Origin of the sequence: Rhizobium sp. AP16 (assembly GCF_000281735.1) — a bacterium.
Taxonomy (GTDB): domain Bacteria; phylum Pseudomonadota; class Alphaproteobacteria; order Rhizobiales; family Rhizobiaceae; genus Rhizobium; species Rhizobium rhizogenes.
In genome coordinates this window covers 22,138-48,541 of the sequence record NZ_AJVM01000085.1, presented here as the reverse complement: position 1 = coordinate 48,541, position 26,404 = coordinate 22,138, and the positions used below count along the sequence as shown (strand labels likewise).

The 26,404-nt window shown below is 61.5% G+C and carries 28 protein-coding genes and 1 pseudogene; 13 read left to right on the top strand and 16 right to left on the bottom strand.

Going from position 1 to position 26,404, the window contains the following annotated elements:
* The first annotated feature begins 41 nt into the window (after nt 1–41).
* Together gshB and PMI03_RS29130 are read left to right on the top strand one after the other, a co-directional pair.
* Nucleotides 42–989: a glutathione synthase gene (gshB, locus tag PMI03_RS29135; RefSeq protein ID WP_007702805.1), complete on the top strand. Its 948-nt coding sequence runs from the start codon at nt 42–44 to the stop codon at nt 987–989.
* 184 nt (nt 990–1,173) lie between these two features.
* Nucleotides 1,174–2,705: pseudogene (locus PMI03_RS29130) on the top strand (YifB family Mg chelatase-like AAA ATPase).
* 70 nt (nt 2,706–2,775) lie between these two features.
* Here PMI03_RS29130 and cysK read toward each other — a convergent pair.
* Both cysK and PMI03_RS29120 read right to left on the bottom strand, forming a co-directional pair.
* Nucleotides 2,776–3,744 carry a cysteine synthase A gene (gene cysK / locus PMI03_RS29125; RefSeq protein WP_007702797.1) on the bottom strand — a complete coding sequence of 323 codons (969 nt, stop codon included), beginning with the start codon at nt 3,742–3,744 and terminating at the stop codon, nt 2,776–2,778.
* A 136-nt stretch (nt 3,745–3,880) separates the two neighbouring features.
* Nucleotides 3,881–4,498 carry a LysE family translocator gene (locus PMI03_RS29120; protein WP_007702794.1) on the bottom strand — a complete coding sequence of 206 codons (618 nt, stop codon included), beginning with the start codon at nt 4,496–4,498 and terminating at the stop codon, nt 3,881–3,883.
* Nucleotides 4,499–4,642: 144 nt separating this feature from the next.
* Here PMI03_RS29120 and PMI03_RS29115 point away from each other — a divergent pair, with 144 nt between their 5' ends.
* The 3 genes from PMI03_RS29115 to PMI03_RS29105 are packed head-to-tail and all read left to right on the top strand — an operon-like array spanning nt 4,643 to nt 6,482.
* A complete protein-coding gene (locus PMI03_RS29115) occupies nt 4,643–5,200 on the top strand; it encodes a cysteine hydrolase family protein (protein ID WP_007702790.1) in 558 nt (185 codons plus the stop codon).
* A gap of 23 nt (nt 5,201–5,223) precedes the next feature.
* Nucleotides 5,224–5,856, top strand: coding sequence for a LysE family translocator (locus PMI03_RS29110; protein ID WP_007702789.1), 633 nt, complete (start codon nt 5,224–5,226; stop codon nt 5,854–5,856).
* Nucleotides 5,856–6,482, top strand: coding sequence for a hypothetical protein (locus tag PMI03_RS29105; RefSeq protein WP_007702787.1), 627 nt, complete (start codon nt 5,856–5,858; stop codon nt 6,480–6,482). The genes PMI03_RS29110 and PMI03_RS29105 overlap by 1 nt, the downstream gene beginning before the upstream one ends.
* A 115-nt stretch (nt 6,483–6,597) precedes the next feature.
* Here the strand turns inward: PMI03_RS29105 and PMI03_RS29100 are convergent, their stop codons facing one another.
* Both PMI03_RS29100 and PMI03_RS29095 read right to left on the bottom strand, forming a co-directional pair.
* On the bottom strand, nt 6,598–6,900 hold the full coding sequence (locus PMI03_RS29100; protein WP_007702785.1) for an NIPSNAP family protein: 303 nt from the start codon (nt 6,898–6,900) through the stop codon (nt 6,598–6,600).
* Complete coding sequence (locus PMI03_RS29095; protein ID WP_007702784.1) at nt 6,897–7,811, bottom strand: DMT family transporter; 915 nt, start codon at nt 7,809–7,811, stop codon at nt 6,897–6,899. The genes PMI03_RS29100 and PMI03_RS29095 overlap by 4 nt, the downstream gene beginning before the upstream one ends.
* 108 nt (nt 7,812–7,919) lie before the next feature.
* Between PMI03_RS29095 and PMI03_RS29090 the strand changes: the two genes are divergently transcribed.
* Nucleotides 7,920–8,384: an Lrp/AsnC family transcriptional regulator gene (locus tag PMI03_RS29090; RefSeq protein ID WP_007702781.1), complete on the top strand. Its 465-nt coding sequence runs from the start codon at nt 7,920–7,922 to the stop codon at nt 8,382–8,384.
* Here the strand turns inward: PMI03_RS29090 and PMI03_RS29085 are convergent.
* Together PMI03_RS29085 and dut are read right to left on the bottom strand one after the other, a co-directional pair.
* Nucleotides 8,381–9,274 (bottom strand): GNAT family N-acetyltransferase, encoded by an 894-nt coding sequence (locus PMI03_RS29085; RefSeq protein WP_007702779.1) that lies wholly within the window; start codon nt 9,272–9,274, stop codon nt 8,381–8,383. The genes PMI03_RS29090 and PMI03_RS29085 overlap by 4 nt on opposite strands.
* The gene (dut, locus tag PMI03_RS29080; RefSeq protein WP_007702778.1) at nt 9,274–9,744 is read right to left on the bottom strand and encodes a dUTP diphosphatase; all 471 of its coding nucleotides are present in this window, start codon (nt 9,742–9,744) and stop codon (nt 9,274–9,276) included. Before dut ends, PMI03_RS29085 begins: the two co-directional genes overlap by 1 nt.
* 91 nt (nt 9,745–9,835) lie before the next feature.
* Here dut and PMI03_RS29075 point away from each other — a divergent pair, with 91 nt between their 5' ends.
* On the top strand, nt 9,836–11,419 hold the full coding sequence (locus PMI03_RS29075) for a peptide chain release factor 3 (RefSeq protein ID WP_007702777.1): 1,584 nt from the start codon (nt 9,836–9,838) through the stop codon (nt 11,417–11,419).
* Nucleotides 11,420–11,450: 31 nt separating this feature from the next.
* Here PMI03_RS29075 and PMI03_RS29070 read toward each other — a convergent pair whose 3' ends face one another.
* From PMI03_RS29070 to PMI03_RS29060, 3 genes are all read right to left on the bottom strand, one after another.
* On the bottom strand, nt 11,451–12,248 hold the full coding sequence (locus PMI03_RS29070; protein ID WP_012650852.1) for a helix-turn-helix domain-containing protein: 798 nt from the start codon (nt 12,246–12,248) through the stop codon (nt 11,451–11,453).
* Nucleotides 12,249–12,346: 98 nt separating this feature from the next.
* The gene (locus PMI03_RS29065; RefSeq protein ID WP_007702775.1) at nt 12,347–12,736 is read right to left on the bottom strand and encodes a nuclear transport factor 2 family protein; all 390 of its coding nucleotides are present in this window, start codon (nt 12,734–12,736) and stop codon (nt 12,347–12,349) included.
* Between the two features lie 192 nt (nt 12,737–12,928).
* Complete coding sequence (locus tag PMI03_RS29060) at nt 12,929–13,822, bottom strand: NAD(P)/FAD-dependent oxidoreductase (protein ID WP_007702774.1); 894 nt, start codon at nt 13,820–13,822, stop codon at nt 12,929–12,931.
* A gap of 173 nt (nt 13,823–13,995) precedes the next feature.
* On the opposite strand from PMI03_RS29060, the gene PMI03_RS29055 reads away from it, so the two are divergent.
* Entirely contained in the window at nt 13,996–14,454 is a 459-nt protein-coding gene (locus tag PMI03_RS29055) for an Rrf2 family transcriptional regulator (RefSeq protein WP_007702772.1), read from the top strand.
* A 253-nt stretch (nt 14,455–14,707) separates the two neighbouring features.
* Here PMI03_RS29055 and PMI03_RS29050 read toward each other — a convergent pair whose 3' ends face one another.
* Complete coding sequence (locus PMI03_RS29050) at nt 14,708–15,586, bottom strand: aldo/keto reductase family oxidoreductase (protein WP_007702769.1); 879 nt, start codon at nt 15,584–15,586, stop codon at nt 14,708–14,710.
* Nucleotides 15,587–15,682: 96 nt separating this feature from the next.
* Here PMI03_RS29050 and PMI03_RS29045 point away from each other — a divergent pair, with 96 nt between their 5' ends.
* Both PMI03_RS29045 and tsaA read left to right on the top strand, forming a co-directional pair.
* On the top strand, nt 15,683–16,633 hold the full coding sequence (locus PMI03_RS29045; protein ID WP_007702765.1) for a LysR family transcriptional regulator: 951 nt from the start codon (nt 15,683–15,685) through the stop codon (nt 16,631–16,633).
* Nucleotides 16,617–17,147 (top strand): tRNA (N6-threonylcarbamoyladenosine(37)-N6)-methyltransferase TrmO, encoded by a 531-nt coding sequence (tsaA, locus tag PMI03_RS29040; protein WP_007702762.1) that lies wholly within the window; start codon nt 16,617–16,619, stop codon nt 17,145–17,147. Before PMI03_RS29045 ends, tsaA begins: the two co-directional genes overlap by 17 nt.
* Here the strand turns inward: tsaA and PMI03_RS29035 are convergent.
* Together PMI03_RS29035 and betC are read right to left on the bottom strand one after the other, a co-directional pair.
* Nucleotides 17,144–17,353: a molybdopterin-binding protein gene (locus tag PMI03_RS29035; RefSeq protein WP_007702758.1), complete on the bottom strand. Its 210-nt coding sequence runs from the start codon at nt 17,351–17,353 to the stop codon at nt 17,144–17,146. The two genes, tsaA and PMI03_RS29035, sit on opposite strands and share 4 nt — an antisense overlap.
* 65 nt (nt 17,354–17,418) lie before the next feature.
* Nucleotides 17,419–18,933, bottom strand: a complete 1,515-nt coding sequence (gene betC, locus PMI03_RS29030) for a choline-sulfatase (RefSeq protein WP_007702757.1) — start codon at nt 18,931–18,933, stop codon at nt 17,419–17,421.
* Nucleotides 18,934–19,072: 139 nt separating this feature from the next.
* On the opposite strand from betC, the gene PMI03_RS29025 reads away from it, so the two are divergent.
* Complete coding sequence (locus PMI03_RS29025; RefSeq protein WP_007702756.1) at nt 19,073–19,975, top strand: choline sulfate utilization transcriptional regulator; 903 nt, start codon at nt 19,073–19,075, stop codon at nt 19,973–19,975.
* Here the strand turns inward: PMI03_RS29025 and otsA are convergent.
* Nucleotides 19,953–21,368, bottom strand: a complete 1,416-nt coding sequence (otsA, locus tag PMI03_RS29020; RefSeq protein WP_007702755.1) for an alpha,alpha-trehalose-phosphate synthase (UDP-forming) — start codon at nt 21,366–21,368, stop codon at nt 19,953–19,955. The genes PMI03_RS29025 and otsA overlap by 23 nt on opposite strands.
* Before the next feature lie 45 nt (nt 21,369–21,413).
* Nucleotides 21,414–22,208 carry a trehalose-phosphatase gene (otsB, locus tag PMI03_RS29015; protein WP_007702754.1) on the bottom strand — a complete coding sequence of 265 codons (795 nt, stop codon included), beginning with the start codon at nt 22,206–22,208 and terminating at the stop codon, nt 21,414–21,416.
* Between the two features lie 620 nt (nt 22,209–22,828).
* Here otsB and PMI03_RS29010 point away from each other — a divergent pair.
* The gene (locus tag PMI03_RS29010; protein ID WP_007702753.1) at nt 22,829–23,644 is read left to right on the top strand and encodes a class II glutamine amidotransferase; all 816 of its coding nucleotides are present in this window, start codon (nt 22,829–22,831) and stop codon (nt 23,642–23,644) included.
* Here the strand turns inward: PMI03_RS29010 and coaBC are convergent.
* Nucleotides 23,631–24,842 carry a bifunctional phosphopantothenoylcysteine decarboxylase/phosphopantothenate--cysteine ligase CoaBC gene (gene coaBC, locus PMI03_RS29005; protein WP_007702751.1) on the bottom strand — a complete coding sequence of 404 codons (1,212 nt, stop codon included), beginning with the start codon at nt 24,840–24,842 and terminating at the stop codon, nt 23,631–23,633. The genes PMI03_RS29010 and coaBC overlap by 14 nt on opposite strands.
* A 169-nt stretch (nt 24,843–25,011) precedes the next feature.
* Between coaBC and PMI03_RS29000 the strand changes: the two genes are divergently transcribed.
* Complete coding sequence (locus PMI03_RS29000) at nt 25,012–25,458, top strand: ester cyclase (RefSeq protein ID WP_012650855.1); 447 nt, start codon at nt 25,012–25,014, stop codon at nt 25,456–25,458.
* 62 nt (nt 25,459–25,520) lie between these two features.
* Here PMI03_RS29000 and PMI03_RS28995 read toward each other — a convergent pair whose 3' ends face one another.
* Nucleotides 25,521–26,285, bottom strand: a complete 765-nt coding sequence (locus PMI03_RS28995; RefSeq protein WP_007702749.1) for an SDR family oxidoreductase — start codon at nt 26,283–26,285, stop codon at nt 25,521–25,523.
* Between the last annotated feature and the right edge of the window lie 119 nt (nt 26,286–26,404).

Genomic DNA, 26,404 nt, shown 5'->3' with positions numbered 1-26,404 from the left:
GCCGACCTAAATCTGTCGGCGAATTCGAGCGAGGGCAAATCATGGCAAAGATCAAGAATGTTGCGGTCCAGATGGACCATGTGCAGGGCATCAACATCGCGGGCGACTCGACGTTCGCCATGAGCCTGGAGGCCCAGAACCGCGGCTACAAGCTCTTCCACTATACGCCCGAGCGTCTCAGCATGCGCGACGGCAGGGTCTATGCCTCGGTCGAGCCGATGATCCTGCGCGACGTCAAGGGCGACCATTTCGAACTCGGTGAACCCGAGCGCGTCGATCTGTCGACCATGGATGTCGTGCTGCTGCGCCAGGATCCGCCCTTCGACATGGCCTATATCACCTCGACGCATCTGCTTGAGCGCATTCATCCGAAGACGCTCGTCGTCAACGATCCGGCCTGGGTGCGCAATTCGCCGGAAAAGATCTTCGTCACCGAATTCGCCGACCTGATGCCGAAGACGCTGATCACCCGCGATGCCGGCGAAATCCGCCGCTTCCGCGAAGAGATGGGCGATATCATCTTGAAGCCGCTTTACGGCAATGGCGGCGCCGGCGTCTTCCACTCCACCCGCGACGACCGCAACCTGTCTTCACTGCTGGAAATGTTCGGCCAGCTCTTCCGCGAGCCCTTCATTGCCCAGCAATACCTGCCGGATGTCCGCAAGGGCGACAAGCGCATCATTCTGGTCGACGGCGAGCCGGTCGGCGCCATCAATCGCGTGCCGGCCGAGCATGACAGCCGCTCCAACATGCATGTTGGCGGCCGCGCCGAGGCGACGGAGCTGACGGCGCGCGAACAGGAAATCTGCGCCCGCATCGGCCCATCGCTGAAGGCACGCGGCTTCCTCCTCGTCGGCATCGATGTCATCGGCGACTATATGACGGAGATCAACGTCACGTCGCCGACCGGCATCCGCGAGGTCAAGCGCTTCGGTGGTGCCGATATCGCCAGCCTGCTCTGGGATGCGATCGAGGCCAAGCGCGCCTGATTTCGGCGCTCTCGTCTTATTTTGTTCTTATATTACAACTTTCTGTCGTAACATCTCGTGCGGCAGTAGATTTGTTCGTTTATTGTTCTTATTTTATTCCTTTTTCCGTGCAAGATTGCAACCTGCAACCTACTAAAGGGATGGGGTTGCTAGCGTAAAAAGCTTGCGGCACAGGGGATAGAGCATGGTGGCGCGTGTCAGCACGGTTGCGTTTCAGGGCATTGAAGGCGTTCTCGTCGAAGTGCAGGTGATGATCGCGCCCGGCAAGGTGCTGATGCATATCGTCGGCCTGCCCGACAAGGCCGTGGCCGAAAGCCGCGAGCGCGTGCAGGCCGCACTCCATGCTTCCGGTCTGGCGCTGTCGCCGAAGAAGGTGACGGTCAATCTCGCGCCCGCAGATCTGCCGAAAGAGGGTAGTCACTTCGATCTCCCGATTGCGCTCGGGCTGATGGCGGCACTCGGTGCTATCCCTGCGGATGCACTATCCGCCTATGCTGTCCTTGGCGAACTCAATCTTGACGGCACGATCGCGCCCGTCGCTGGCGCGCTGCCGGCCGCAATCGCCGCCAATGCCATGGGCAAGGGCCTGATCTGCCCGGCCGAAAGCGGCCCGAAGCCGCCTGGGCCGGCGCCGAGATCGATATTCTTGCGCCGCGCAGCCTGATCGCGCTCGCCAATCATTTTCGTGGCACCCAGGTCTTGTCTCGCCCGGAACCCGCCATTCGCGCTGCCGCCGCCAACTTCCCCGACCTTGCCGATATCAAGGGGCAGGAGAGCGCCAAGCGGGCGCTGGAGGTGGCAGCCGCCGGTGGGCATAATCTGCTTTTCGTCGGGCCGCCGGGTTCCGGCAAGTCGATGCTGGCTTCGCGCCTGCCGTCCATCCTGCCGCCGCTGTCGACGGCGGAACTGCTGGAAGTGTCGATGATCCATTCGGTCGCCGGTCAGCTGTCCGGCGGCAAGCTCTCCGATCGACGGCCCTATCGCACGCCGCATCATTCCGCCACCATGGCGGCGCTGGTCGGTGGTGGGCTGCGTGCCCGGCCAGCCGAGGCCTCGCTTGCCCATCACGGCGTTCTCTTTCTCGACGAACTTCCGGAGTTTTCACCGCAGGCACTGGACGCGCTGCGCCAGCCATTGGAAACAGGCGAATGCATCATCGCCCGCGCCAATCATCGTGTTTCTTACCCCGCCAGCATCCAGCTGATCGCGGCGATGAATCCCTGCCGCTGCGGCATGGCCGGAGAGCCGGGGCATAGCTGCGCCCGAGGCCCGCGCTGCGTCTCGGATTATCAGGGCCGGATTTCCGGGCCGCTGCTCGACCGCATCGATATCCGCATCGACGTGCCCGCCGTCTCCACCGCCGATCTCATCCGGCCGGCGACGGCGGAAAAGAGCGCCGATGTCGCGCTGCGCGTCGCTCGCGCCCGCGAGCGGCAGCGCGAACGGTTCGAGGCGGCCGGCCTGAAGGGCATCTCCACCAACGCCCGCTGCTCGACATCGATGATCGAAACCATCGCCGAGCCGGACGCCGCCGGCTTGCAATTGCTGCGCGATGCCGCCGAGAAGATGAAGTTTTCAGCTCGTGGCTATCATCGTGTGCTGAAGGTGGCGCGCACCCTTGCCGATCTCGACGACAAGCAGACGGTCGGGCGCATCCATCTCGCCGAGGCTATTTCCTACCGCATCGCCGGCGAACGGCTGACGGCGGCGGCGTGAGGGCAAGTAGCTGAAACAACAAAGGGCGCCGCAGCGCCCTTTGGGTATTTAATGATTGTAGCAGACTTTATCAGCCGCCCAGCCCCTCGAACAGGACCGTCGAAAGATAACGTTCCGCGAAGGAGGGGATGATGACGACGATGGTCTTGCCTTCGTTTTCCGGCCGCTGGCCAACCTTGATCGCAGCCGTCAGAGCGGCGCCGGAGGAGATGCCGACCGGCACGCCTTCGAGCCTGGCGACGAGGCGGGCGAGCTGGAAAGCTTCGTCATTGGTGACGGTGACGACTTCGTCATAGACATGGGTGTCGAGGATCTTCGGGGCGAAGCCGGCGCCGATGCCCTGGATCTTGTGCGGGCCGGGATTGCCGCCGGACAGAACCGGTGAATCGGCCGGCTCGACGGCGATGACCTTGATGCCGGGATTGCGGGCCTTCAGCACCTGGCCGACGCCGGTGATCGTGCCGCCGGTGCCGATACCGGAGACGAAGATGTCGACCTTGCCGTCTGTGTCGTTCCAGATTTCCTCGGCCGTCGTCTTGCGATGGATTTCGGGGTTGGCCGGGTTTTCGAACTGCTGCGGGATGACAGCGTCGGGCAGCGTCGAGGCCAGTTCCTCGGCCTTGGCGATGGCGCCTTTCATGCCCTTCGCCCCTTCAGTCAGCACCAGTTCGGCGCCGAGCAGCGCCAGCATTTTGCGGCGCTCGATCGACATGGTTTCCGGCATGGTGAGGATCAGCTTGTAGCCCTTGGCGGCGGCGGCAAAGGCGAGTGCGATGCCGGTATTGCCCGAGGTCGGCTCGATCAGCACGCTGCGGCCGGGGGTGATCTTGCCCTGGGCTTCCAGGCTCTCGATCATGGCGACGCCGATACGATCCTTGACGGAGGCGATGGGGTTGAAGAATTCGAGCTTTGCCAAGAGGTTGGCCTTGACGCCCTTCTCCTTGGCCAGCTTGTCGAGACGCACGAGCGGCGTGTCGCCGATGGTCTCGGTGATCGAGGCATAGACGCGGCCGCGGCCTGGTTTGCGGGTGTCGGACATGGGTAGCTCTCCCTTTATTGGAATTGTGAAGGCACAATAGGATCAAACGGCGGCGGAAACCAGAGTGATCCCACTCTGGGCGCTGGTGGCGACTGGGAAAAGATTCTCCCAAGCGGCATTATTGAGGAAGGTTTTTTTAAGCTGCGCGAGTGGCGATGAAGGCTGCCGTGCCGGCCAGGACGCCCGCGGCGGCCCGGTTCAAAACCTGCAATGCTTTCGGATTTTTCAGGAAGCCGCGAGCCCGCGAAGCCAGCAGCATATAGGGGACGAATACGGCCAAGAGTACGACGAAGGTCACAGCCAGCAGCGCTGCATAGTCGTGAAGCCCGATGCTATCGATGTCGATCAGCGTCGGCACCAGCGCAACATAAAATAGCATGGTCTTCGGATTGCCGAGGGTCACCAGCAGGCCGGAAAGAAAGGACATGCCGGCGCTGGTCGATTTCTTCGCCGTGACATCGGTGGAGATCAGCCCGGTGGTCCAGAGCTTCCAGGCGATGTAGGCAAGATAAAGCGCGCCGGCGACCTTGATGACGACAAAGACTTCGGTAAAGGTCTGCGCCAGGAAGGCGAGGCCGAGAATAATCGCTGTCAGATAGATCATATCACCGAGAACCAGCCCGAGGCCCATGAAGAAGGTCTCGCGAAAGCCGGAGCCGAGGGCACGCGCGACGACCGCTATGACACCCGGGCCGGGGATGGCGGCCGCAATGAAAAGCGCGCCGCTATAGGTGAGCAAGGCAGCCAGCGTCATGGTGATCTCCCTCCAAAGACATCTGGTTGCTCTATCGCAGCATTCCTGCCTTTTCAAGCGGTTGTGCTGTCTGCGCGAATACACTACCAAAGGATTAACGGTCTGCCGAACCACGCCGTCGAAACCACGCTGCATAAGGCTCCCATGTCCTCCGCATTGCTCCTGATCGATCTCCAGAACGCCGTCCTGACCGGCCTTGGCACGCCAGCGCGCCAGCCGGCAATCGATGCCGCCCTTGAGACGGTCGTCTCCAAGCTTGCGGCTTTGAAGCGCGTGGCGCGTGCCGCCGGCATTCCGTCCTTCATCGTCCAGCATGACGGCCATGGAGCTCATCGCCTGGCCAAGCGCGGCGAGGGCTGGCAGCTGCGGCGGGAAATCGCTCCGGAGGCGGGCGATGTTGTGGTCCACAAGACGAGTTGCGATTCTTTTTTCGGGACCGACCTTGAGCAGCGCCTGCGTGCCAAGGGGATCACCCGCCTCATCATCGGCGGCTGCATGACCCAATTCTGCGTCGACACCACGGCCCGGCGTGCGGTCTCGCTCGGCTTCGACGTAACGCTGATCAGCGACGGCCATACGACCGCCGATATGGGCAAGCTATCGTTCGAGGCGATTGTCTCTCATCACAATATGCTGCTTGACGGCTTTGATGCCGGGCCGCATGAAATCAAGCTCGTCCCGACAGCTCAAATCGCCTTCTGACGTCCCCTCATCCGGAGACCCCGATGCCCCATCTGACCAGCATGATCGCCTTTGCCCTGATCGCTCTCGGCATGGTGCTGACGCCGGGACCGAACATGATCTATCTGGTGTCGCGATCGATCTCGCAGGGGCCGGCGGCCGGACTGATCTCGCTCGGCGGCGTCGCCGGCGGCTTCGTCTTCTACATGTTGTCCGCCGCGTTCGGCATCACCGCCTTCGTTTTTGCCGTGCCTTTTGCCTATGACGCGCTTCGTCTCGCGGGCGCCGTCTATCTCGCCTGGCTTGCCTGGAATGCGCTGAAGCCCGGCGGCCGCACGGCTTTCCAAGTGCGTGATCTGCCGAAAGACAGCAAGCGCCGGCTGTTCACCATGGGGCTGGTGACCAGTCTGCTGAATCCGAAAATTGCGATTCTCTATCTGTCGCTGCTGCCGCAATTCATCGACCCGGCTGCCGGCAGCGTTTTCACCCAATCCATCATTCTCGGTTTCACGCAGATCGTCATCAGCCTGACGTTCAACGCCATCTTCGCGCTGACGGCCGGCTCCATCGCAATGTTCTTCGCCCGGCGCCCGGCCTTCATGCTGGTGCAGCGCTGGCTGATGGGCACGGTGCTGGCGGGCCTTGCCGTACGCATGGCGGTCGAGGCGCAGCGGTAATGCGGATGGCTCCGCAGCAATTTGCCGTGGGGCTGCTCTGCCTCGCCTCCTTCTGTGGCTCCACGTCGATGGCTATGGCGGCAGATGGGGCGACGCAGACGATCGTCTTCCTGCGCCACGGCGAGAAGCCTGAGGCCGGCCTCGGTCAGCTAAGCTGCCAGGGGCTCAATCGTGCACTGGCGCTGCCGCCGGTGCTCACCCGCCTCTTCGGCAAGCCGGCGGCGATCTTTGCCCCCGATCCGTCGAAGCAAAAGGATGATTCCGGCACTTCCTATGATTATGTCCGGCCGCTTGCGACCATCGAGCCGACCGCGATTGCCCTCAGCCTGCCGGTCGATACCAGCTTCGGTTATGATGACGTCGACGGCCTAAAAGCGGCGTTGGAAAAGCCGGATTATCGCGGAAAGCTGGTCTTCGTCGCCTGGGAGCATAAGCAGATCGTCGATCTCGCCCGCCGGTTGATGACCGACAATGGTGGTGATGCCAAAGCGGTGCCGAAATGGCATGGCAAGGATTTCGATGGACTCTATGTCGTGCGCATCACGCGCAATGGCTCATCGGCAAATATCGCCTTCGAGCGGCTGACCGAAGGCCTCGACGGCCAATCGGAAAGCTGCCCTAACTAGAGAAATTCCAGGAAAAGTGTGCGCTGCGGTTTTCCATCCGGAATTGCGTACAAACAAAGACCTAGAGTGTTTCTGCTCTTCAGTGAAGCGTTGAAACGCTCTAGGCAAAGTAGGATCAGAAAACCGGCCGCATGAAGCTGCGCTCATAGCTGAGGATGCAGCGCGTCTCTTCTGCATAGGCAAAGGCGGCGCGGCATTCGGCATCCTCGGCCATTCTCTGGCGATAGGTCTCATAGTCGGCGAGGCTCGGGAAGCTGAAGAGCGCCAGCGCAATATTGTTGGCGCTCTCATGCGGCAGGAAATAGCCATGATGCGTGCCGCCGAGGCGGTTGACGAGCGGGATCCAGAGCTTGGCGTAATGTTCGAATTCTGCGAGCTTGTAGGGATCGATCGTATAGCGGAGATAGCAGGTGATCATTCGGCGGCTTCCTTTGGGAGATGACCGCTTTTAGGACGCGGCAACGGGATCGTCCAGCCGAGGTTCATGCCTGCCGCCGCCGCCAGGATGATCACTGCGCCGACGATCTGGGTGATCCCGAGCACATGGCCGAAGGCAAAACGGTCGACGACGATGGCGGCGATCGGATAGATGAAGGATAGCGCGCCAGTCAGATGTGTCGGCAGCTTCTGGATCGCGCCATAGAGCAGCACATACATCAGGCCGGTATGGACGATACCCATCGTCGCCACAATGGACCATCCGCCCGCACCTTGCGGCAAATCGGAAAAATCCGTGAAGGGCGCGAGCATCAGGATGCCGGTCGAGACCTGGATCAGTGCGATCAGATGCGGCGGCGTTCCCTTAAGCCATTTGGCGGCGATCGCCGCCAACGCATAGAAGAAGGCGGCACTGAGCGAGAGCAGGATGCCGATGAGATAGCTGCCCGCAGTTCCAGTCTGCGCGGATTTGCCTTCGACGATGATAATCATGCCGGCAAAGGCGAGCCCCAGCCAGAAAAGCTTGGTGAGCGTGATCTTCTCACCGAGAAACAGCGCACCGAGGCCGAGCAGCATGAAGGGCTGGGTATTGTAGACGGTTGTGGCGATCGAGATGGAGGCATGCGAATAGGCGGCGAAAAGCAGCAGCCAGTTGAGGACGATGGCGACGCCGCCGCCAACCGCAATTGCGAAGGTCCGCAGGCTGAGGATGCCGGGACGCAAGAGGCCCATGGCGCCGCAAATGACAAGAAGCGTCAGCGCGCCGATCAGGCAGCGCCAGAAAACGACGCCGGTGACAGGCTGCCCCGACATCAGCACGAACCAGCCGATCGTCCCCGAAATCAGCATTGCCGCCGTCATTTCCACTGTGCCGCGTCTTATCTCGTTCATCGTCCGGGCTCCCGTTTGCTGAGCCTGATAATATTGCCGCCAGTGCACGTATGATATAGGTTGGATAAAGATTATTGGCAGAAACGCCTAATTATATGAGGCAAGGATATGGGTGTACCTAATACGGCGATAGAACTCGATGCGATCGACCAGCGGATGCTGGAGGCGCTCGCGCGCAATGCCCGGATTTCGCTGAAGGAACTGGCCGAGGTGGCGGGCTTGTCCTCGCCGAGCGCCGCCGAGCGGCTGCGCCGGTTGGAGGAGCGAGGCGTCATCGCGGCGTTCACCTTGGATATCGCGCCTGAGGCGATCGGCTATTCCTTGCAGGCGATCGTCCGCATCCGGCCGCTGCCCGGCCAATTGCATGTGGTCCAGCGCCTGATTCAAGAGACGCCGGAATTCATCGAATGCGACAAGGTCACTGGCGAAGACTGTTTCATCGGCCGGCTCGTGGTGCGGTCGATGGGCGACCTCGATGGCATCCTCGACAAGATCACCGAACGTGCCGAAACCAACACGTCGATGATCAAGGCAACCCCGGTCAAACGCCGGCTGCCGCCGCTGTCCCGCTAGAATTCCGCCATTGGCGACAGCATGATCGGCCCGGCAATATCGTCTGCCGCTTGGCCGCGCGCCATCAGCATCGTGTAGCCCTCATAAGGCCCCAGCGATACGTCGCAATCCAGGCGATCCGGAGAAAAGCAGATCTCGATACGATCGGGTTCGAGATCAAGCGCGCACAAGATAGTGGCCAGGGACGGAATGGCCGTTCCCGCTACATCGAGAAGCCAGAAAGTCGCACCATCAAACGTCCATGCGATGACCGTCTCATCCCCAAGTGCCGTCAGGCGGATCGCAGGATTGAAACAGGCATTCAGCAGAAACATCTCCGTCTGCCTGATAACGGCAAAGCGGGCCGAAACCGGCTGCCGGTTTTGCAGAAGCGTCTTGATCAGGTGCAGATCATCAGGCGCTTCCAAGGAGAGCTGCCGGGCAATTGAGTCGGACTTCTGGACCTTCGGCATCTGCGCAATGAAGACATGCTGCGGTAAGCTGCGAAAGCCGTAACGCTCATAGAGCGCCGGCTTGTCGGTGAGTAGGAGATCGAGTTCGTAGCCTTCCGCTGAGGTTCGGGCAAAGGCACGCTGCATGAGGTCGCGATAGAGGCCGCGTTCGCGCCATTCCGGCCGGACGGCACCGGATTGATAGCCCGCTGCCTTGATGGCACGGCCGTTGATGATCATCGGCATGGAGAAGGCGCTGAAATTGGCAACGCAGCGGCCGTCGCCATCGAAATAGCCGAACGGCATGCTGCTGGGATCAGGATCGCCGAATTGATCCTGTATGCTGATGTCGATGGAAAACGTATCGTGCAGCAGATCAACGAGCCCCTTCCAAGCTGAAGGATCGTCGAAATAGTCCTGGCGGAAGGTCAGGCCACGCTGTCCGGCAAGATCCAACATCACACGCCGGTGGAGCCGAAGCCGCCGGCGCCGCGCGCCGTGTCGCTGACTTCGGTGATCTCAGCGACACGGACCTGCGTCACCGGCGCGATCACCACCTGGGCAATACGCATGCCGCGCGTGATCTCGAACGGTTCGTCGCCATGATTGATCAGCAGCACCTTTACTTCGCCGCGATAGTCGCTGTCGACGGTGCCGGGCGAATTGAGGCAGGTGATGCCGTTCTTGAAGGCAAGGCCCGAGCGTGGGCGGATCTGGGCCTCGAAACCCTCGGGGATTTCGAAGATGAAGCCCGATGGTACCAGCGCTCGCTTGCCGGGGGCGAGCGTCAGGGTGGTGCCGTCTTCGATTGCCGCGCGCAGGTCCATGCCGGCCGCGCCCTTGGTCTCGTAGGCGGGCAGGTCGAGGCCCCGGCCATGGGCAAGGCGGATGAGGTTCAGCGTCGGGCGCGTATCGGTGTGAATGGTCATGCGGCATTAGTTTGCGCGTGAGCGCCCAAGGTCAATTGCAATCCCGGCCTTGAGTCGCTAGATACGGCCGCAATTCACAGGATTCACACGCATGGCCGAAAGTCTCGCCGAGGCGGTCTCCCGCCGCCGCACATTCGCTATTATCGCTCACCCGGACGCGGGCAAGACGACGCTCACCGAAAAGCTGCTGCTGTTCGGCGGCGCCATTCAGCTTGCCGGCGAAGTCAAGGCGAAGAAGGATCGCATCCAGACGCGCTCCGACTGGATGAAGATCGAGCGCGAACGCGGCATCTCTGTCGTGACCTCTGTCATGACCTTCGAATATGAAGGCAATGTCTTCAACATTCTCGATACGCCCGGCCACGAAGACTTCGCCGACGACACCTATCGCACGCTGACCGCCGTCGATGCCGCCGTTATGGTCATCGACGCCGCCAAGGGTATCGAGCCGCGGACGCTGAAGCTGTTCGAAGTCTGCCGCATGCGCGACATCCCGATCATCACCTTCATCAACAAGATGGACCGCGAAAGCCGCGATCCCTTCGAGATTCTCGATGAAGTGGAAGAGAAGCTGGCGCTGGATACCGCGCCGATCACCTGGCCGATCGGCCGGGCGAAAAGCTTCTGCGGCTCCTATCATCTGGCCGACAATACGGTGCGCGGCTCGGATACCGAAGTGGCGCCAACCCCCGTCAACGGCCCGCAGGCCGTGGCCGGCAGGCTGCCGGAGAACGAGCGTCAGGGCTTCATCGACGAGACGGAACTGGCGATCGAAGCCTGCCGTCCCTTCGACCGGGAGTCCTTCCTGGAGGGTCACATGACGCCGGTCTTCTTCGGCTCGGCGTTGCGCAATTACGGCGTCCGCGACCTCATCAACGCGCTCGGTGAATTCGCGCCGCCGCCGCGTGACCAGGTCGCCGATATCAGGACGGTTCACGCCACCGATGACAAGATGACGGCCTTCGTCTTCAAGATCCAGGCCAATATGGACCCGAACCACCGCGACCGCATCGCCTTTGCCCGCATCTGCTCGGGTAAGCTCGAGCGCGGCATGAAGGCGCGTCTGTCGCGCACCGGCAAGCAGCTCGGCCTCACCGCGCCGCAATTCTTCTTCGCCTCGCAGCGCCAGCTTGCGGACACAGCCTATGCCGGCGACGTGGTCGGTATCCCCAACCATGGGACGCTGCGCATCGGCGATACGCTGACCGAGGGCGAATCCCTCGTGTTCCAGGGCGTGCCGAACTTCTCACCGGAAATCCTGCGCCGCGTGCGTCTTGAAGATGCGATGAAGGCGAAGAAGCTGAAGGAAGCCTTGCAGCAGATGGCCGAAGAGGGCGTCGTGCAGCTCTTCTCGCCGGAAGATGGCTCGCCCGCCATCGTCGGCGTCGTCGGCGCGCTGCAGCTTGACGTCCTGAAGGAGCGGTTGATGGCCGAATACGGCCTGCCGGTCTCCTTCGAAATGTCGCGCTTCTCCGTCTGCCGCTGGATTTCGGCCGACCAGCCTGCCGACCTCGACAAGTTCCTCACCGCCCGTCGCGGCGACATCGCCCGCGACCTCGACGGCGACCCGGTCTTCCTTGCCCAGGACGGCTTCTCGCTGCGGTACGAGGCGGAACGTTATCCGGCTATCAAAATGGTCGCTATCAAGGAATATCACGCCTTCAAGGCGGCGTGATATCAGCGACTGCTGCTCTGACGCTGCCCTTCTATTGGGCGGCGTTCATCAGTTCGGCGTAGTGAATCTCCGTGGCTTCATCCAACGGGAACATGCATTCGACCCGCAATTCCTGGGCCGTTATCATCTGCGCGGTGCCGACCGTCGTGACCAGTGAGAAAAACCTCAGAAGCTGTCCGTCTTTCATAAATGACAGAGGGATCATGGGCGTATTGTCAGCCGCTACGGATGTTTTCCATTCGGCGTTCACATCGGGATAGGCAAGCAGACTATCGATGAGTTCCTTCGTCCGCGCATCGATAACGCGGCCGATGGACTCGCGGAAGACTCTCCCCAACAGGCTTTTCGCCGTCTGCTCCCAATCCGGAATGAAGGGCCGCATACCCTCGGGGTCGAACATGAGATGGAGGAGATTGCGCGGTGCCGCGCGTCCGGCCATGTCGACAAAGCAGTTGAAGAAGCGCGGGGTCGCGTCGTTGGTCATGACGACGTTCCAGTAGCGGTCCATTACTACAGCCGGAAACGGCTCATGCTGGCGAAGCATGCGTTTGAGGGCCTTGGTAAGGCCCTGCATCTCGCGATCGTCGAAGTTTCCTTCGGCATAGATCGGGGCATAGCCGGCTGCGAGGAGCAGGGAGTTGCGCTCGCGGAGTGGTACGTCCAACACCTCGGCAAGGTGCAAGAGATTGTGACGGCCAGGAGTACTCCTGCCGCTTTCGATAAAACTTATCTGACGCTGCGAAATGCCGGTGTCCAGGGAAAGATCGAGTTGGCTCTTGCCGCGTGTGCCGCGCCATGCGCGCAGCTGCGGTCCGAGTTCATTCGGCATTCTTAAATTGATGCGGGAAGGGCTCATCCGGCAGAAGCCTCGCTTCGTTCGTCGGTGGCGGGGCCATCATTCGACAACTCCGCCACCGTAGATTTTCGTCAGAACGCGATAGGCCCGACGGATCCGTACCAATGACGCACTTTGGTCGGCTCGACCTCATCCATATAGAAGAAGTGGGTCATGACCGGGCTAACCACCGGCTGTGTTCGGTCATCGGGCGTCATGGTAACGGTCCCGCGAAACACTTTGAGCGATCCACCGTCCCAATATTCGGTGACATCATGCAATGCGGTGAAGCCTGTGTCGATGAAGGCGCGCAGGTTTTCGCGAATGGTGTCGCGGCCCTTCCAGTCGGCAACGCCGAGATTGCACGTTGCGCCTTCGGTAAGGCAGTTGAAGCCCTCGCCGAAGGTCTTGTCGTCGATTTCCCGCCAGAAGGACAGCAGCCATTGGGGAGCGTCTTTTTTCGTAAATGACATCGTGGTCATGGGGTTCTCCTGAGCCTGCCGTTGGAACAAAGAATCGTGGCCACCGACATCGTCCCGGCGAAAGCTCTCTATGTTGAAGGGCTTGAAATGCTCTTCCTGCAAGAAGACGATTGTCAGATACCCCGGGTGAGGTGCTGCTCTCAATTACATGCGATGTAATAAAAGCCTCGCGCATGTCGGCGCCGGACACCGTCAATCATTGTCGAACATAAGGGATCGGTGGGCCGCTGTGCCGGCAAGGGCTCCGTCGCCTACGGAGAGCGCCACGGAACCGGCGGCTCTTGCCGCGTCACCGCAGGCGAACACGCCCTTGGCGGTCGTCTGCTTCATGGCGTCGGTGCTGATGAAGCGCCCAACCGGACCGTCCTCGAATGCACAGCCGAGCTGTTCCGCCCATGGTGCCGGCACTGAGGTCTGGGTCAAGGTGAACAAGCCGTCCATCGCAATGATCCTGCCGTCTTCCAGCACCACATCGGCGCGATCGCCGCGGATCTCGCGAACCGGCGCCGTCTCGATCGTCACGCTGCGAGCGCGCAATTGCGATGACTGATCGGCATCGGGGACGAAGGCGCCGTTCGTGAACAGCGTTGTCGTGCCCCAGTCGGGAAGCATCAAGGCATGATGCATGGAGAGCTCCGAGGATGCGATCACACCGATGCGCCCTTGATCGAGTTCGTAGCCGTGGCAGTAGGGGCAATGGAAGACCGATTTTCCCCAGCGTTCCTGCAGGCCGGGAATGGCCGGCAATCGATCGACGACACCCGTCGCGAGGATCAGGCGCTTGCCCTTCAATAACTCTCCCGCGCCGACCGTGACGGAAAATCCGGCTTCGATCCGCTTGGCGGATTGTGCCTTGGCGTTCAACCAATGGACGGTCGGGTAGCGCTGCAGTTGTTCGCGCGCGTCCGCGGCGATCAGGCCGGGATCACGGCCGTCCTGCCCGAGGAACCCGTGTGAGCTCTTAGCAAAGCGATTGCGCCGCTCGTCCGCATCGACCACCAGAATATCCCGCCTGGCGCGGGCAAGCTGGAGGCCTGCGGACATGCCGGCATAGCTGCCGCCGATGATGATCACATCGAAGTACATGGAAATCAGCCTTTCGTGCTCATTCTGCTTTATCGCCGGCAAAGGCCGGCTCGATATCACGATACTTTTTATGTTACGTGATTGGTTGCGTCAATAGTTATGCAACTCCTGTTGTTGCATGATCGTGTCTTTGGTAGATGTCGGTGCTACCCGGAGACGATCGGAACCGCGCCATGAGACACGACACCCGCCTATCCCGTATGCTGCATGTGCTGATCCACATGGATCGCCACGAAGGCGCTGCGACGTCCGAAACCATTGCGGCGATGCTGGGCACCAATGCCGTCGTGGTGCGCCGAACCATGGCCGGGTTGCGAGATCAGGGTTATGTCCGCTCCGAAAAGGGGCACGGCGGCGGCTGGGTGCTGGCGCAGCCGCTGCGGGAGATCACGCTGCTCGATATCCATAATGCGTTAGGTGCGCCGCAGCTGTTCTCGATCGGCCTGGCGGGAGACAATCCGAATTGCGTCATCGAGCAGGCGGTGAACGCTTCCCTTGCCGAGGCGATGAGCGAGGGAGAAGCGATCCTGCTGGCGAAGTTCGCAAAGGTCACCTTGGCGGCACTTGCCGAGCAGTCGTCGGAGCGCTGGGCTCTGGCTTCGAATTGCGCTTCGGCGATAGAGGATTTCTAGGGTTTTCGGCAATGCCGGAAAACATAGTTTCGTGATGTTCTAGCGTTTGCGTTTATCGGCATTCTGCCGGCCGCCGCTGAAGCGTGGCTGATCATCGATGCCGCCGGGCGAAGGCTCTCAATTACATGCGATGTCATAAAAGCGCGCGTCGGGGGCGGTACCGGCCAAGGCGGAGCGCTGCCTCGCCATCAAAGAAAATCACACCGTCTAGGCGGCGTGATATTGGGGATCATGGAACGGGAGCCTCCGGCTCTCAGGTCGTGCTGGCTTTTGCCACGCCATCAAGCTGCGCCAATGCGTCGTCCGGCAGATGGAGCTCGGGCGCTTTCAGATTCTCCCGCAGATGGGCGACGGAGGAGGTGCCCGGGATGAGCAGAATGTTGGGCGCGTGGCGAAGCAGCCAGGCGAGTGCAACCTGCATGGGGGTGGCACCGAGGCGTTCTGCAACGTCGGAGAGCGTTGACGATTGCAGCGGGCTGAACCCGCCGAGGGGGAAGAACGGCACATAGGCGGTGCCCTCGCGGGCAAGCGCGTCGATGAGGGCGTCGTCATTGCGGTGCGCCAGATTGTAGAAATTCTGCACGCAAACGATATCGCAGATCTTGCGGCCGTCGGCGATCTGTGTCGGCGTGACGTTGCTGAGCCCTACATGGCGCACCAGGCCTTTTTGCTGAAGTTCGGCGAGCACCGTCAAAGGCGCTTCGAGCGATCCCTCGACCGGGCCATGAACATCGAGCATGCTGCGAAGATTGACCACATCGAGCACATCAAGGCCGAGATTGCGCAGGTTGTCATGCACGGCCTGCGTCAATTCCTCGCGCGACATGGCCGGGATCCACGACCCGTCCGTTCCACGGCGGGCGCTGATCTTGGTGACGATGACAAGATCGTCAGGATAGGGGTGGAGCGCCTCCCGGATGATTTCATTGGTGACGTGCGGGCCGTAGAAGTCGCTGGTGTCGATATGGTTCACGCCGCTCGCAACGGCTTCCCTGAGGACGGCTACCGCCGCGTCGTGATCCCTGGGTGGTCCGAACACGCCAGGCCCGGCAAGCTGCATGGCTCCATAGCCGAGCCGCTTCACGGTGCGATCGCCAAGGGTGAATGTTCCGGAGTGGTCGATGCTGGACATGGGATATCTCCTTTTTAGCTTCCCTTCAGAAATAGGCGTTGTTGCCTTGCGTGATAATCCGGTACAATCCGCACAGGCTGTGCGGAGTAGCGAACAGTGAAGATCGATCTGCTGGACATGAGCGCATTCGTCGCCGTGGCGCGTGCCAAGGGTTTTCGCGAGGGCGCGCGCCTGAGCGGCAAAAGCCCTTCGGGCTTGAGCGAGGCGGTCCGCCGCCTTGAGGCCGAGCTTGGTGTGCGATTACTTAATCGGACAACCCGCAGCGTCGTGCCGACCGAGGCGGGAGAGCGATTGCTGGAAAGGCTCGGCCCCGCACTGTCGGAGATGGAGGCGGCCTTCGACGTGGTCAACGGTTTCCGCGACAGGCCGGCGGGAACCTTGCGGCTGAACGTGCCGATCAGCGCGGCGCGGCTTGTGTTGCCTGACATCGTTCCGCGGTTTCTTGCCGCCTATCCCGACATCCAGCTGGAGATCATCGCCGAGGACAGCTTTGTCGATGTCCTCGCAGCCGGCTGCGATGCCGGCATCCGCTATGACGAGCGGCTGGAGCAGGACATGATCGCCATACCGATCGGGCCACGTACCCAGCGCTTCGCCACTGCCGCTTCACCCTCGTACCTTGACCTTCATGGCAGGCCGGAGCATCCGAGCGAGCTGATCAATCACGCCTGTCTTCGTGGTCGTTTCTCTAGCGGCCTGATGCCGCCCTGCGAGTTCGAGCGTGACGGCGAAATCGTGCGGATCACTCCCACAGGCCCGCTCATCGTCAGCATCGGCGGCGCGACCGATCTCGTCGTGGCCGCTGCGATCGCCGGCACCGGCATCGTCTATCTTTTCGAGGAATGGCTGCGCCCGCATCTCGACAGCGGCGCGCTCGAACCCGTGCTCGAACCATGGTGGCAGTCCTTCTCCGGGCCGTTTCTTTACTATCCCGGGCGGCGCCTTGTGCCCGCTCCGCTCAGGGCATTCATCGATTTCATAACCACATCGGCCAAGCCGCCGAACACTCTTGCTCCGGAAGGGGGAAACCATGGTCCGCGAGAATGAAATTCGCGAAAACGAGGTGGCCGTCGAGCCACCGGCCGCGACCGATGCCGGTCTCGTCTTCATCGGCCGCATCTCGACGCCATGGACCTCGCGGATGGAGACGCCGCGTCAGGGGCGGCATGACGGGCCGCTTTGCCGTATCGAGCTCTTCGAGCCCTGGGTGCCGGCGCTGAAAGGCGTGGAGGCTTTCGAGCGGCTGGAAATTCTCTATTGGCTGGACCGCTCACGCCGCGATCTGGTGCTGCAAAGCCCGGCCAATAGCGGCAAGGTGCACGGTACATTTTCACTGCGCTCGCCGGTGCGGCCAAACCCGATCGGCACCTCCATCGTCAAGCTGGAAGCGGTAGAGGGCGCGACCTTGCTCGTGCGCGGCCTCGATTGCCTCGATGGCACGCCGCTTCTGGACCTGAAGCCGGACAGGACCTTGTTCAAGCCTATTGCGCCGCCGCAGCCTGGTGATTTCCAGACCGGCGACGGCGAAACAGCGCATTACTGCCAGAAGCGGGAAACTTAGTCGACGGCGACCATGACGTCGGATGCCTTGATGACGGCATAGGCGTCAGCGCCGACCGTCAGGCCCAGTTCATCGACCGCTTCGTTGGTGATCGACGAGGTGACGATCGAGCCGTTGCCGATATCGATGCGGACATGGGCGGTTGTCGCACCCTTGGTGACTTCGACGACCTTGCCCTTGAGGCGGTTGCGTGCGCTGATTTTCATGGACATTTTCTCCCTTGCTTTGGCCAGACCATATCGTCTCCGGCAAAGCCAAACCACAGGAAAGCTTATTCCCCGCGCGGAAAGCGCTGGTTCTCCTCCAGCACGTTCAGGTCCATATGATTGCGCATATAGCGCTCGGAGGCCTTCTGCAGCGGCTGATAGTCCCAGGGGTAATAGGCGCCGTTGCGCAGCGCTGCATAGACCACCCATCGCCGCGCCTGACTCTCGCGCACGGCGGCGTCGAAGGCGGCGAGGTTCCAGCGCTGCATCGCCTGCGCGGTCAGCCGCGCCAGGATTTCCGCATGGCCGGGATCGCCAGCGAGATTGGTCAGTTCTTTGGGATCGGCCTCGAGATTGAAGAGTAGGGGCAGGTCCTTGTCGCAGAGGATCAGCTTGTAATGCCCATCGCGCAGGCCGACGAGCGGCGCTTCGGAGCCTTCCGCCGCATATTCCATCGGCACCGGCCCACGGCTTCCCGTCCCAAGGGCGAGCGGAGCCAGATCCTCTCCATCCGTCCATTGCCGCAGCGATGCGATGTCGATACCGGCGAGGCCGGCGAGCGTCGGCGTCACGTCGAGCGTCGACACTGGTTGGTCGATGCGACGGGCAGGCCAGCCGGGTGCAGCGATCGTCAGCGGCACGCGGGCCGAGCCTTCGAAAAAGTTCATCTTGAACCACAGCCCGCGCTCGCCGAGCATATCGCCATGGTCGGAGACGAACAGCACAATGGTGTTGTCGGCCATGCGGCCGCGCTCCAGCGCATCGAGGATTTCGCCGATCTTCTCGTCGACATAGGAGATATTGGCGAAATAGCCACGCCGCGCCCGGCGGACCTGTTCGGGCGTGATGTCGAAGGCGGCGTGATCGCTGGCCTTCATCAACCGCTGCGAATGCTGGTCCTGCTGGTCGAACGGGATTTCGCCGACCTCGGGGTCGAGCGCCGGGCAATCCTCATAGAGATCCCAGAAGCGGCGGCGGGCGACATAGGGGTCGTGCGGATGGGTGAAGCTGACGGTCAGACACCAGGGCCGCTCATCGTGGCCGCGCGACAGGTCGAGCAGCTTGCGGGTGGCGTGATAGGTGACCTCGTCGTCATACTCCATCTGGTTGGTGATCTCGGCGACACCGGCGCCGGTCACTGAGCCGAGATTGTGATACCACCAGTCGATGCGCTCACCCGGCTTGGTATAATCCGGCGTCCAGCCGAAATCGGCGGGATAGATATCCGTGGTCAGCCGCTCCTCGAAGCCGTGCATCTGGTCCGGCCCGACGAAATGCATCTTGCCGGAAAGCGCCGTCTGATAGCCGGCGGCGCGCAGATGGTGGGCGAAGGTCGGGATATCGGAGGCGAATTCGGCGGCATTGTCATAGACACGGGTGCGGCTCGGCAGTTGCCCGGACATGAAGGAAGCCCGTGCCGGTGCACAGAGCGGGCTTGCCGTATAGCTGTTGGCAAAGCGCACGGAGCGTTCCGCCAACACTTTCAACACGGGCGCGTGGAGAAAATCGGCCGGGCCATCGGGAAACAGGGTTCCGTTGAATTGATCGACCATCAGGATGAGAATATTCGGGCGCGCCATTGCTGGAATTCCTTGGGCGGGATCGGAGGCCGAAAGAGGTCTTTACGATTCTCTCTTACTATTTGCTGATTTTATTGAACATCAGTAGCATCGAGCCTGTAAAGCTTGCTTTTTTCGATGGATACCAAAAGGGAATTTTATGGCTGAACGGCCGGTAGATCTCGGGTGGCTGCGAATTTTTGTCGAGGTGGCACGTTCAGGCAGCCTGTCATCTGCCGCAGCCAGCCTCGGACTGACCCAGCCGGCGGTCAGCTATCAGATCCGGCGGATCGAGGAGCAGATGGGTGTCACCCTGTTCCATCGCCAGCATCGGGGTGTCGAACTCTCATCGGAAGGCCGTCGTCTGTTAGAGATCGCCGAAAAAGCGGTCGGTGGCGTCGATTCTCTGGTGCACGGCTTTCGCGCTGAAGCGGAACGCCCCATGGTGCGGCTCCGAACCGACTATGCATTCTCAGCACTCTGGTTGATCCCGCGCATGCATCGGTTTCGTTTGGTCTATCCGGAGCTGGATATCCAGATCGTCGCCACGCAGCGGCAGGAGCGCGGCCAGTCGGACAGCGGCGATGTCGCCGTCGTCTTCGGCACCCGTCAGGAGTTTGGCCCCGAAGCGGTGCTGCTATTGCCCGAGAAGGTGGCGCCGGTCTGCGCGCAGGGCTTCATCGATAAATACGGTCCGTTTGAGGATCCAGGCCATCTGGCGCGGGCAACGCTCGTGCATCTGGACACGGACACGCCGTCACCCTGGTTCGATTGGAAGAGCTATTTCGCCGAACTTGGTATCAGCCGCGACACCTACGCCGGCCATGGCGATCTGCGGTTCAATACCTATTCGCTGGTGGTGCAGGCGGCGATCGGCGAGCAGGGGCTGGCGCTTGGCTGGATGGGGCTGGTGGATCAGTTGTTGGCCGGACGAATGCTGGTAACCGCCGGCCCGATGCTGGAGGCACCGGATCGCGGTTACTGGCTTCTGCCGCCGAAGTCGCCGGGCATGCATGCCGGGCGACTGACGGAATGGCTGCTCATGGAACCAGCCGCAAAGTGACCTGATTGACCGGCGGCTTCGCCTCTTCCGTCAGGTCCTTCAGAAAATCATTGCACCAGCGTGCGACATCGTGTTCCAGAAGATGATCCATCATGCCCCGCCAGCGTCGCTGCCGTTCTTCCAGCGGCATGGTGAGCCCGCGCGCCATGGCATTGGCGGTTGCCTCGATGTCGTAGGGATTGACCAGCAGCGCGCCCTTCAGCTCGCGCGCGGCGCCTGCGAAACGCGAAAGCACCAGCACGCCGGGGTCGTCCGGATCCTGCGCGGCCACATATTCCTTGGCGACGAGGTTCATACCGTCACGCAGCGGTGTCACCAGGCCGATCCTGCCCAACCGATAAAGGCCGGCCAGCACGGGGCGGCTGATCGAGCGGTTGATATAGCGGATCGGCACCCAGTCGACCGTGCCGATCGCGCCGTTGACCCGGCCGGCCTGTTCCGCGACAGCTTGCTGCATCGCCTCGTATTCCGGCACCTCGGAGCGCGATTTCGGGGTAACCTGCAGATAGGTCACGCGGTTCTGATAGGCGGGATTGTCGCCGAGGAAACGCTCGAAAGCCTCGATGCGCTGGGTGATCCCCTTGGAGTAATCGAGCCGGTCGACGCCGATGATCAGGTCTCGGCCCTCGATGCTCTGCCGGGCCTTGCGCACCATGCTATGGCTCGCCGCCTTGCGGGCGAAGTCTGCGAAGGCGGCGGTCTCGATGCCGATCGAATAGGCACCGCCGCGGAATGTCCGGCCATGGGCGCTGAAGAGGCCGGGACCGATCTCGTCGCCGATCTCCTCGCGCTTGAGGCAACTGGCGAAGTTTTCGAGGTCGTGGTCCGTCTGAAAGCCGAGAAGATCGTAGGCGGAGAGACTGCGCATGATCTCCTGATGCACGGGCATGATGGCGAGCACATCGGCCGGCGGCCATGGAATATGCAGGAAGAAGCCGATGCGGTTCTTCAGGCCCATTTGCCTCAACTCGGCTGCCAGCGGAATGAGATGATAGTCATGCACCCAGATGACGTCGTCCGGCTGGATCAGCGGCGCGAGGCGATGGGCAAAGAAGCGATTGACGCGGAAATAGCCGTCCATCTCCTTGCGGCCATACTCGGCAAGATCCAGCCGGTAATGACAGATCGGCCAGAGCACGCGGTTGGCGAAGCCCTGATAGTATTCCTCGACATCGGTCTGGGTGAGATCTGTCAGGGCATAGGTGATGTTGCCGTGGTCCGTCATCACCAGCGGCTCCGGCTCCTTGTCGCCACTGGAATTGCCGGACCAGCCCATCCAGATGCCACCATGTTCTTCAAGTGCCGCCCGCAGGGCCACGGCCAGGCCTCCGGCGGCGTTGCCTTTTTTGTCGGGAACGGAGACGCGGTTGGAAATCACGATGAGACGGCTCACGGGCGGTCCTTTCAAGTCTAATACGGCAGGCGACAGCGAAGCTGCCTATGCCGCGAGGGACGCGAGTATGTCTCTTAAACGCGCAGGCGAGGAAATGGATGCACGCGCCAGCGTTTTGCCGTTTGGCGGGCCGACGCGCACGGACTGGCCGCCGAGGCGGTTGGCGGCGGCAAACATGGCTTCGTCGGTCACGTCGTCACCGATCGTAAGCGGCTTTCGCCCGATGAAGGGCTCCTCATCGAGAAAGGCTTCGACGGCATAGCCCTTGCCGGCGCGCGCCGGGCAGATCTCGACGACCGACTTACCGCGTTGCAGAGCCCAATCCGGGCCGGCTTCCTCGAGATAGCGTTGCATCGCCTCGGCAATCTCGGCCTCGCGCTCCGGCGCCTGTCGGTAGTGAACCGCGATCGCGGCGCCCTTGTCCTCGACAAGCGCCCCGGGCCAGGCTTCCGCCTCCCGCGCAATCGCACTCTTCATTTCCTGAAAAGCAGGCGGGATCAGCGCCCGCCGCAATCGTCCCGCAGCATCGCGTCGTTCGGCACCGTGGAGGCCTGCGACCGGAAAGTGGAAGGGGGCAAAGAGGGGGTCGACAAAGGCAACCGAGCGACCTGTTACCACCGCCAAAGCGCCGCCGAGCTTACGGGAAAGGGCCTGCAGGGCGTAGGGCAGGGACGGAGGAACGACAATCGCTTCCGGCGTTTCCGCGAGATCGAGCAGCGTGCCGTCGATGTCGAGAAACAGCGCCCATTGGTCGGGATACAATGAGAGTGCAGTAAGCGCCGGTTCTTTCGATGGCGCCGGTTCGGCTTCGCCCTGTTCGGGCTGTTCCTTGTAAGTCATACAGGGTTAGCTAAGGCGCTCGTCCCATTCGGCAAGTAAAAAAGCGACCGCAAGCCGGTTTTTCTTGGAGATGAGCAGTCTTGGATGCCGCGATATCGGTAATCGCTGGACACAAAAAAGGGCCGCGCGAAGCGACCCTTCCATGAGTTTTGGCCCGTAACTGGCCTGAAGCGTAGACCGCTTCCGGAAGGCTCTGATCAGAGCGAGGGCTGCCCCGCTGCGCTCACAACCATTTCCATGCCTGATACGAGGACCGAAATCTCACTAGACATTGGATCACCTTCCTTTCGTTACGTTGATAATATGCCTAACGTAGCTCAAATTTCATCGGATGCAAGAGGGTGGGTGGAAGAAGCATTTCACGCTTCTTTTCGCATTGAAACGCAGTCCCTCTTCGAGCTTTTGCATGCGACGATCACGCCCTCCCGAAGCGCTTCGTTCACAAAAGAAAAATGCTGCGACGCAAAAATGTGATCGGACGAGGCGTCAAATATCTGTCATCCTGATGGTCGAAGCAGCTGGAAATTAACAATTTATTACCCATTCCGCTGAACAATCGTCCTTAGATTTGACATTCTCCCGCGAGACAGGAAGCCAGCGGGAATTGGAGCAAAAGACATATGTGTCGCTGGGCAGCCTATCGTGGAGACCCCCTCTATCTGGAGGAGCTGGTGTCTTCGCCTGCCCACTCCCTGATCGAACAATCCCACTGCGCCACGCGCGCCAAGACGGCGACCAACGGCGATGGCTTCGGCATCGCCTGGTATGGCGACAGGCCGGAGCCGGGCCGCTATCGCGATATCCTGCCGGCCTGGTCCGACTGCAATCTCAAGAGCCTGGCGCGGCAGATCCGCTCGCCGCTCTTTCTCGCCCACGTCCGCGCCGCGACCGGCGGCGGCACCCGGCGTGACAATTGCCACCCTTTCGTGCATGAAAACTGGGCTTTCCAGCACAACGGCCAGATCTCCAATTTCGACCGCTTGCGCCGGCCGATGGAAGCCATGCTCGACGATCACCTGTTTCAGGCGCGCAGCGGCACGACCGATTCCGAACTGATGTTCCTGCTGGCACTGCAGTTCGGCCTCGTGACCAACCCGGTTGCGGCCATTTCAGAAACCATCAGCTTTGTCGAGGGGCTGTCGGTCCATCTGACCGGTTCGGCGCTGGTGCGCTTCACAGCTGCCTTTTCCGATGGAAAATCGTTGCATGCGGTGCGCTACGCCACCGACCGCAAAGCGCCGACGCTTTATGCCTCGCCTGTCGGGTCAGGTTATTGCCTAGTGTCCGAGCCGCTGAACGACGATGTCGATGCTTGGACGGAAATTCCGGATGGAAGCTCCGTGCTGATCGACGACATGGGCGTTCACATCACGCCCTTCCAGCCGGAAAAGCGCAGCTTGGCCGCGCCCCAGACGGCTGCCGCTATCCCTGCCTGAATTGTTCGGCGATCAGCGCCGCCAGCCGCGCCGCCACCTCGTCCTTGTCGAGGTCCGGCCATTGCTCCACGCCATCATGACGAACGATTTTCACGCGGTTGCGCGTGCCGCCCATAATGCCGGTTGAAGGCGAGACGTCGTTGGCAACGATGATGTCGGCGCCCTTGCGCTCGAGCTTTGCCTTGGCGTTGCTCTCCACATCTTGCGTTTCAGCGGCAAAGCCGATGACGAGCTTCGGCCGCTGCGTGTGATGTCCCACGGTTTTCAGGATGTCGGGATTTTCGGTGAGCGCCAGCGTCGGGATGGATTCGCCCGGGTGCTTCTTGATCTTCTGGTCGGCGGCGGAGGCCACCTTCCAGTCGGCGACGGCGGCGACCATCACGGCGATATCGGCCGGAAGAGCGGATAACACGGCATCGCGCATCTCGTCCGCGCGCTCGACATGGACGACGCGCATGCCTGTTGGATCGGGAATGGTGACCGGGCCGGAGACGAGGGTGACGTCGGCGCCAAGGGCCGCGAGCGCCGAGGCGATGGCATGGCCCTGCCGGCCCGACGAGCGGTTGGCGATATAGCGCACCGGATCGATCGGCTCATGCGTCGGACCAGAAGTGACGACGGCTTTCCGGCCAGCAAGCGGCCTTGCCCCATCGTCAAGCCGCATCTCGACGGCGGCAACGATCTCCAGCGGCTCGGCCATGCGGCCGGCACCGGCCTCCTTACTTTCCGCCATCTCGCCGACCATGGGGCCGACAAAGCGGATGCCGTCGCCGCGCAATATCTCGACATTGCGCTTCGTCGCGGCATGCGCCCACATTTTCGGGTTCATCGCGGGCGCCACAAGCACGGGCCGGTCGGTGGCGAGCAGCACGGTTGAGGCGAGATCGTCCGCCAGCCCGTTCGCCATCTTCGCCAGCAGATCGGCGGTGGCAGGGGCGATCAGCACCAGGTCGCAGTCCCGCGCCAGCCGGATATGGCCGACATCCTGCTCGTCCTGCCGCGAGAACAGGTCGGTGAAGACATGGTCGGCCGCCAGCGCACCGACGGCAAGCGGCGTCACGAATTGCTGGGCGCCCGAGGTCATGACCGGACGGACGGCGGCGCCACGCTCGCGCAGCCGCCGGATGAGGTCGAGGCTCTTATAGGCCGCGATGCCACCGGAAATGATCAGAAGAATGCGTTTTCCCGCGAGAACCATGGCTCGAACCCGTCGCTTGTTTTTATGCTCATAAACCTAAGCCTTTGGCAGACAATAGGCAATCGCCAGTCGTGGTCAGTCGGAAATCACGGCTTTGTCACTTGCGACGCTTCGCCGGGTCAGCGAGCATTGAGGGAAAGTTCGCCAAAGGAGTAAAGCCTTGAAACTGATGAAGGTCGCAATGATCGCTCTACCGATTCTGGCCGCCGCCATGCCGGCCTTCGCCGAGCGCGCCTATTCGCCGGAAGAGCAAAAGAACAAGGAAATCGTTCTGGATTTCTATCAGAAGGCGTTGAACGACAAGGATTTCGATACTGCTTCCAAATATCTCGGCAAATATATTCAGCACAACCCGCTGGCGGCCGACGGTCCCGAGGGCCTGCGCGGTTTCATCGAGTTCCTGAAGAAAAACTACCCGCATTCAAAGAGTGAAATTACCCGGGTAATGGTCGACGGCGACTATGTAATCCTGAGGGTCCATGCCATTCGCGAACCCGGCGACAGGGGCAGCGCCATCGTCGATATTTTCCGTGTCGAGAACAACAAGATCGAGGAGCATTGGGACTCGGTCCAGCCGATCCCGGAGAAGTCCATGAACACGAATACGATGTTCTGAGCGACAGGCCGCGAGAAGGATCCGCGGCCTGTCTTCGTGCATTCATGCCGCCGTGAACGCGGTCAGGTGCGCGTGATCGATACACCGCCATCGACCAAGGAGGCCGTGCCGGTGACAAAGCTCGCATCGTCGGAGGCGAGGTAGAGTACCGAGCGCGCAATCTCTTCGGGGCGGGAGACGCGCTTCAGTGCATGCAGATTGGTCACGAAAGCCTGCTTGTCCGGCGTGTCGTTCATCTCGCGATACATGTCGGTGTCGACCGCGCCCGGCAATATGGCATTGACGCGCACATTCTGCGGGCCAAATTCGGCGGCAAGTGTCTGCGTCAGGCCGATCAGGCCGGACTTGCTGGCGGCGTAGGCGGCGACACCCGGGAAGCCGACGGTATGGCCGACAAAGGTCGAGGTGAAGATCACCGAGCCACCGCCGTGCTTGATCATTTCGCCGATCTGATGCTTGGCGGCCAGGAAAGAGGCTGTGAGGTTGATCGCCAGTGCTTCGGCAAAGCCTGCCTCTGAAACCTCGGTGCTGAGGCCGGCTTCGCCGAGCGTACCGGCATTGTTGAAGGCAATATCGAGCCTGCCGTAGCGCTCGACCGCAAGCGCGACCAGTGCCTTGTGATAGTCTTCCGAGCGCACATCGCCGGCCAATGCGGCTGCGTCACCGCCCGTGGCCTTGATATCAGCGACAAGGATTTCCAGTTCGGCTCCGCGACGAGCGCCGACGATCACTTTTGCGCCTTCGGCGGCGAAGAGCTTTGCGGTGGCGCGGCCGATGCCGGAGCTGGCGCCGGTGACGATCGCGACTTTTCCATTCAAGCGGTTCATTGTTCCATCTCCTGTGTGAGGACGTGTCCGTTGTTTCATCCGACGGACGGAAGATGGCCTTTTTCGATCGTTCGGATTAGTCTTCAAATCATGGAACTCGAATTCGGAATTGCCGAACG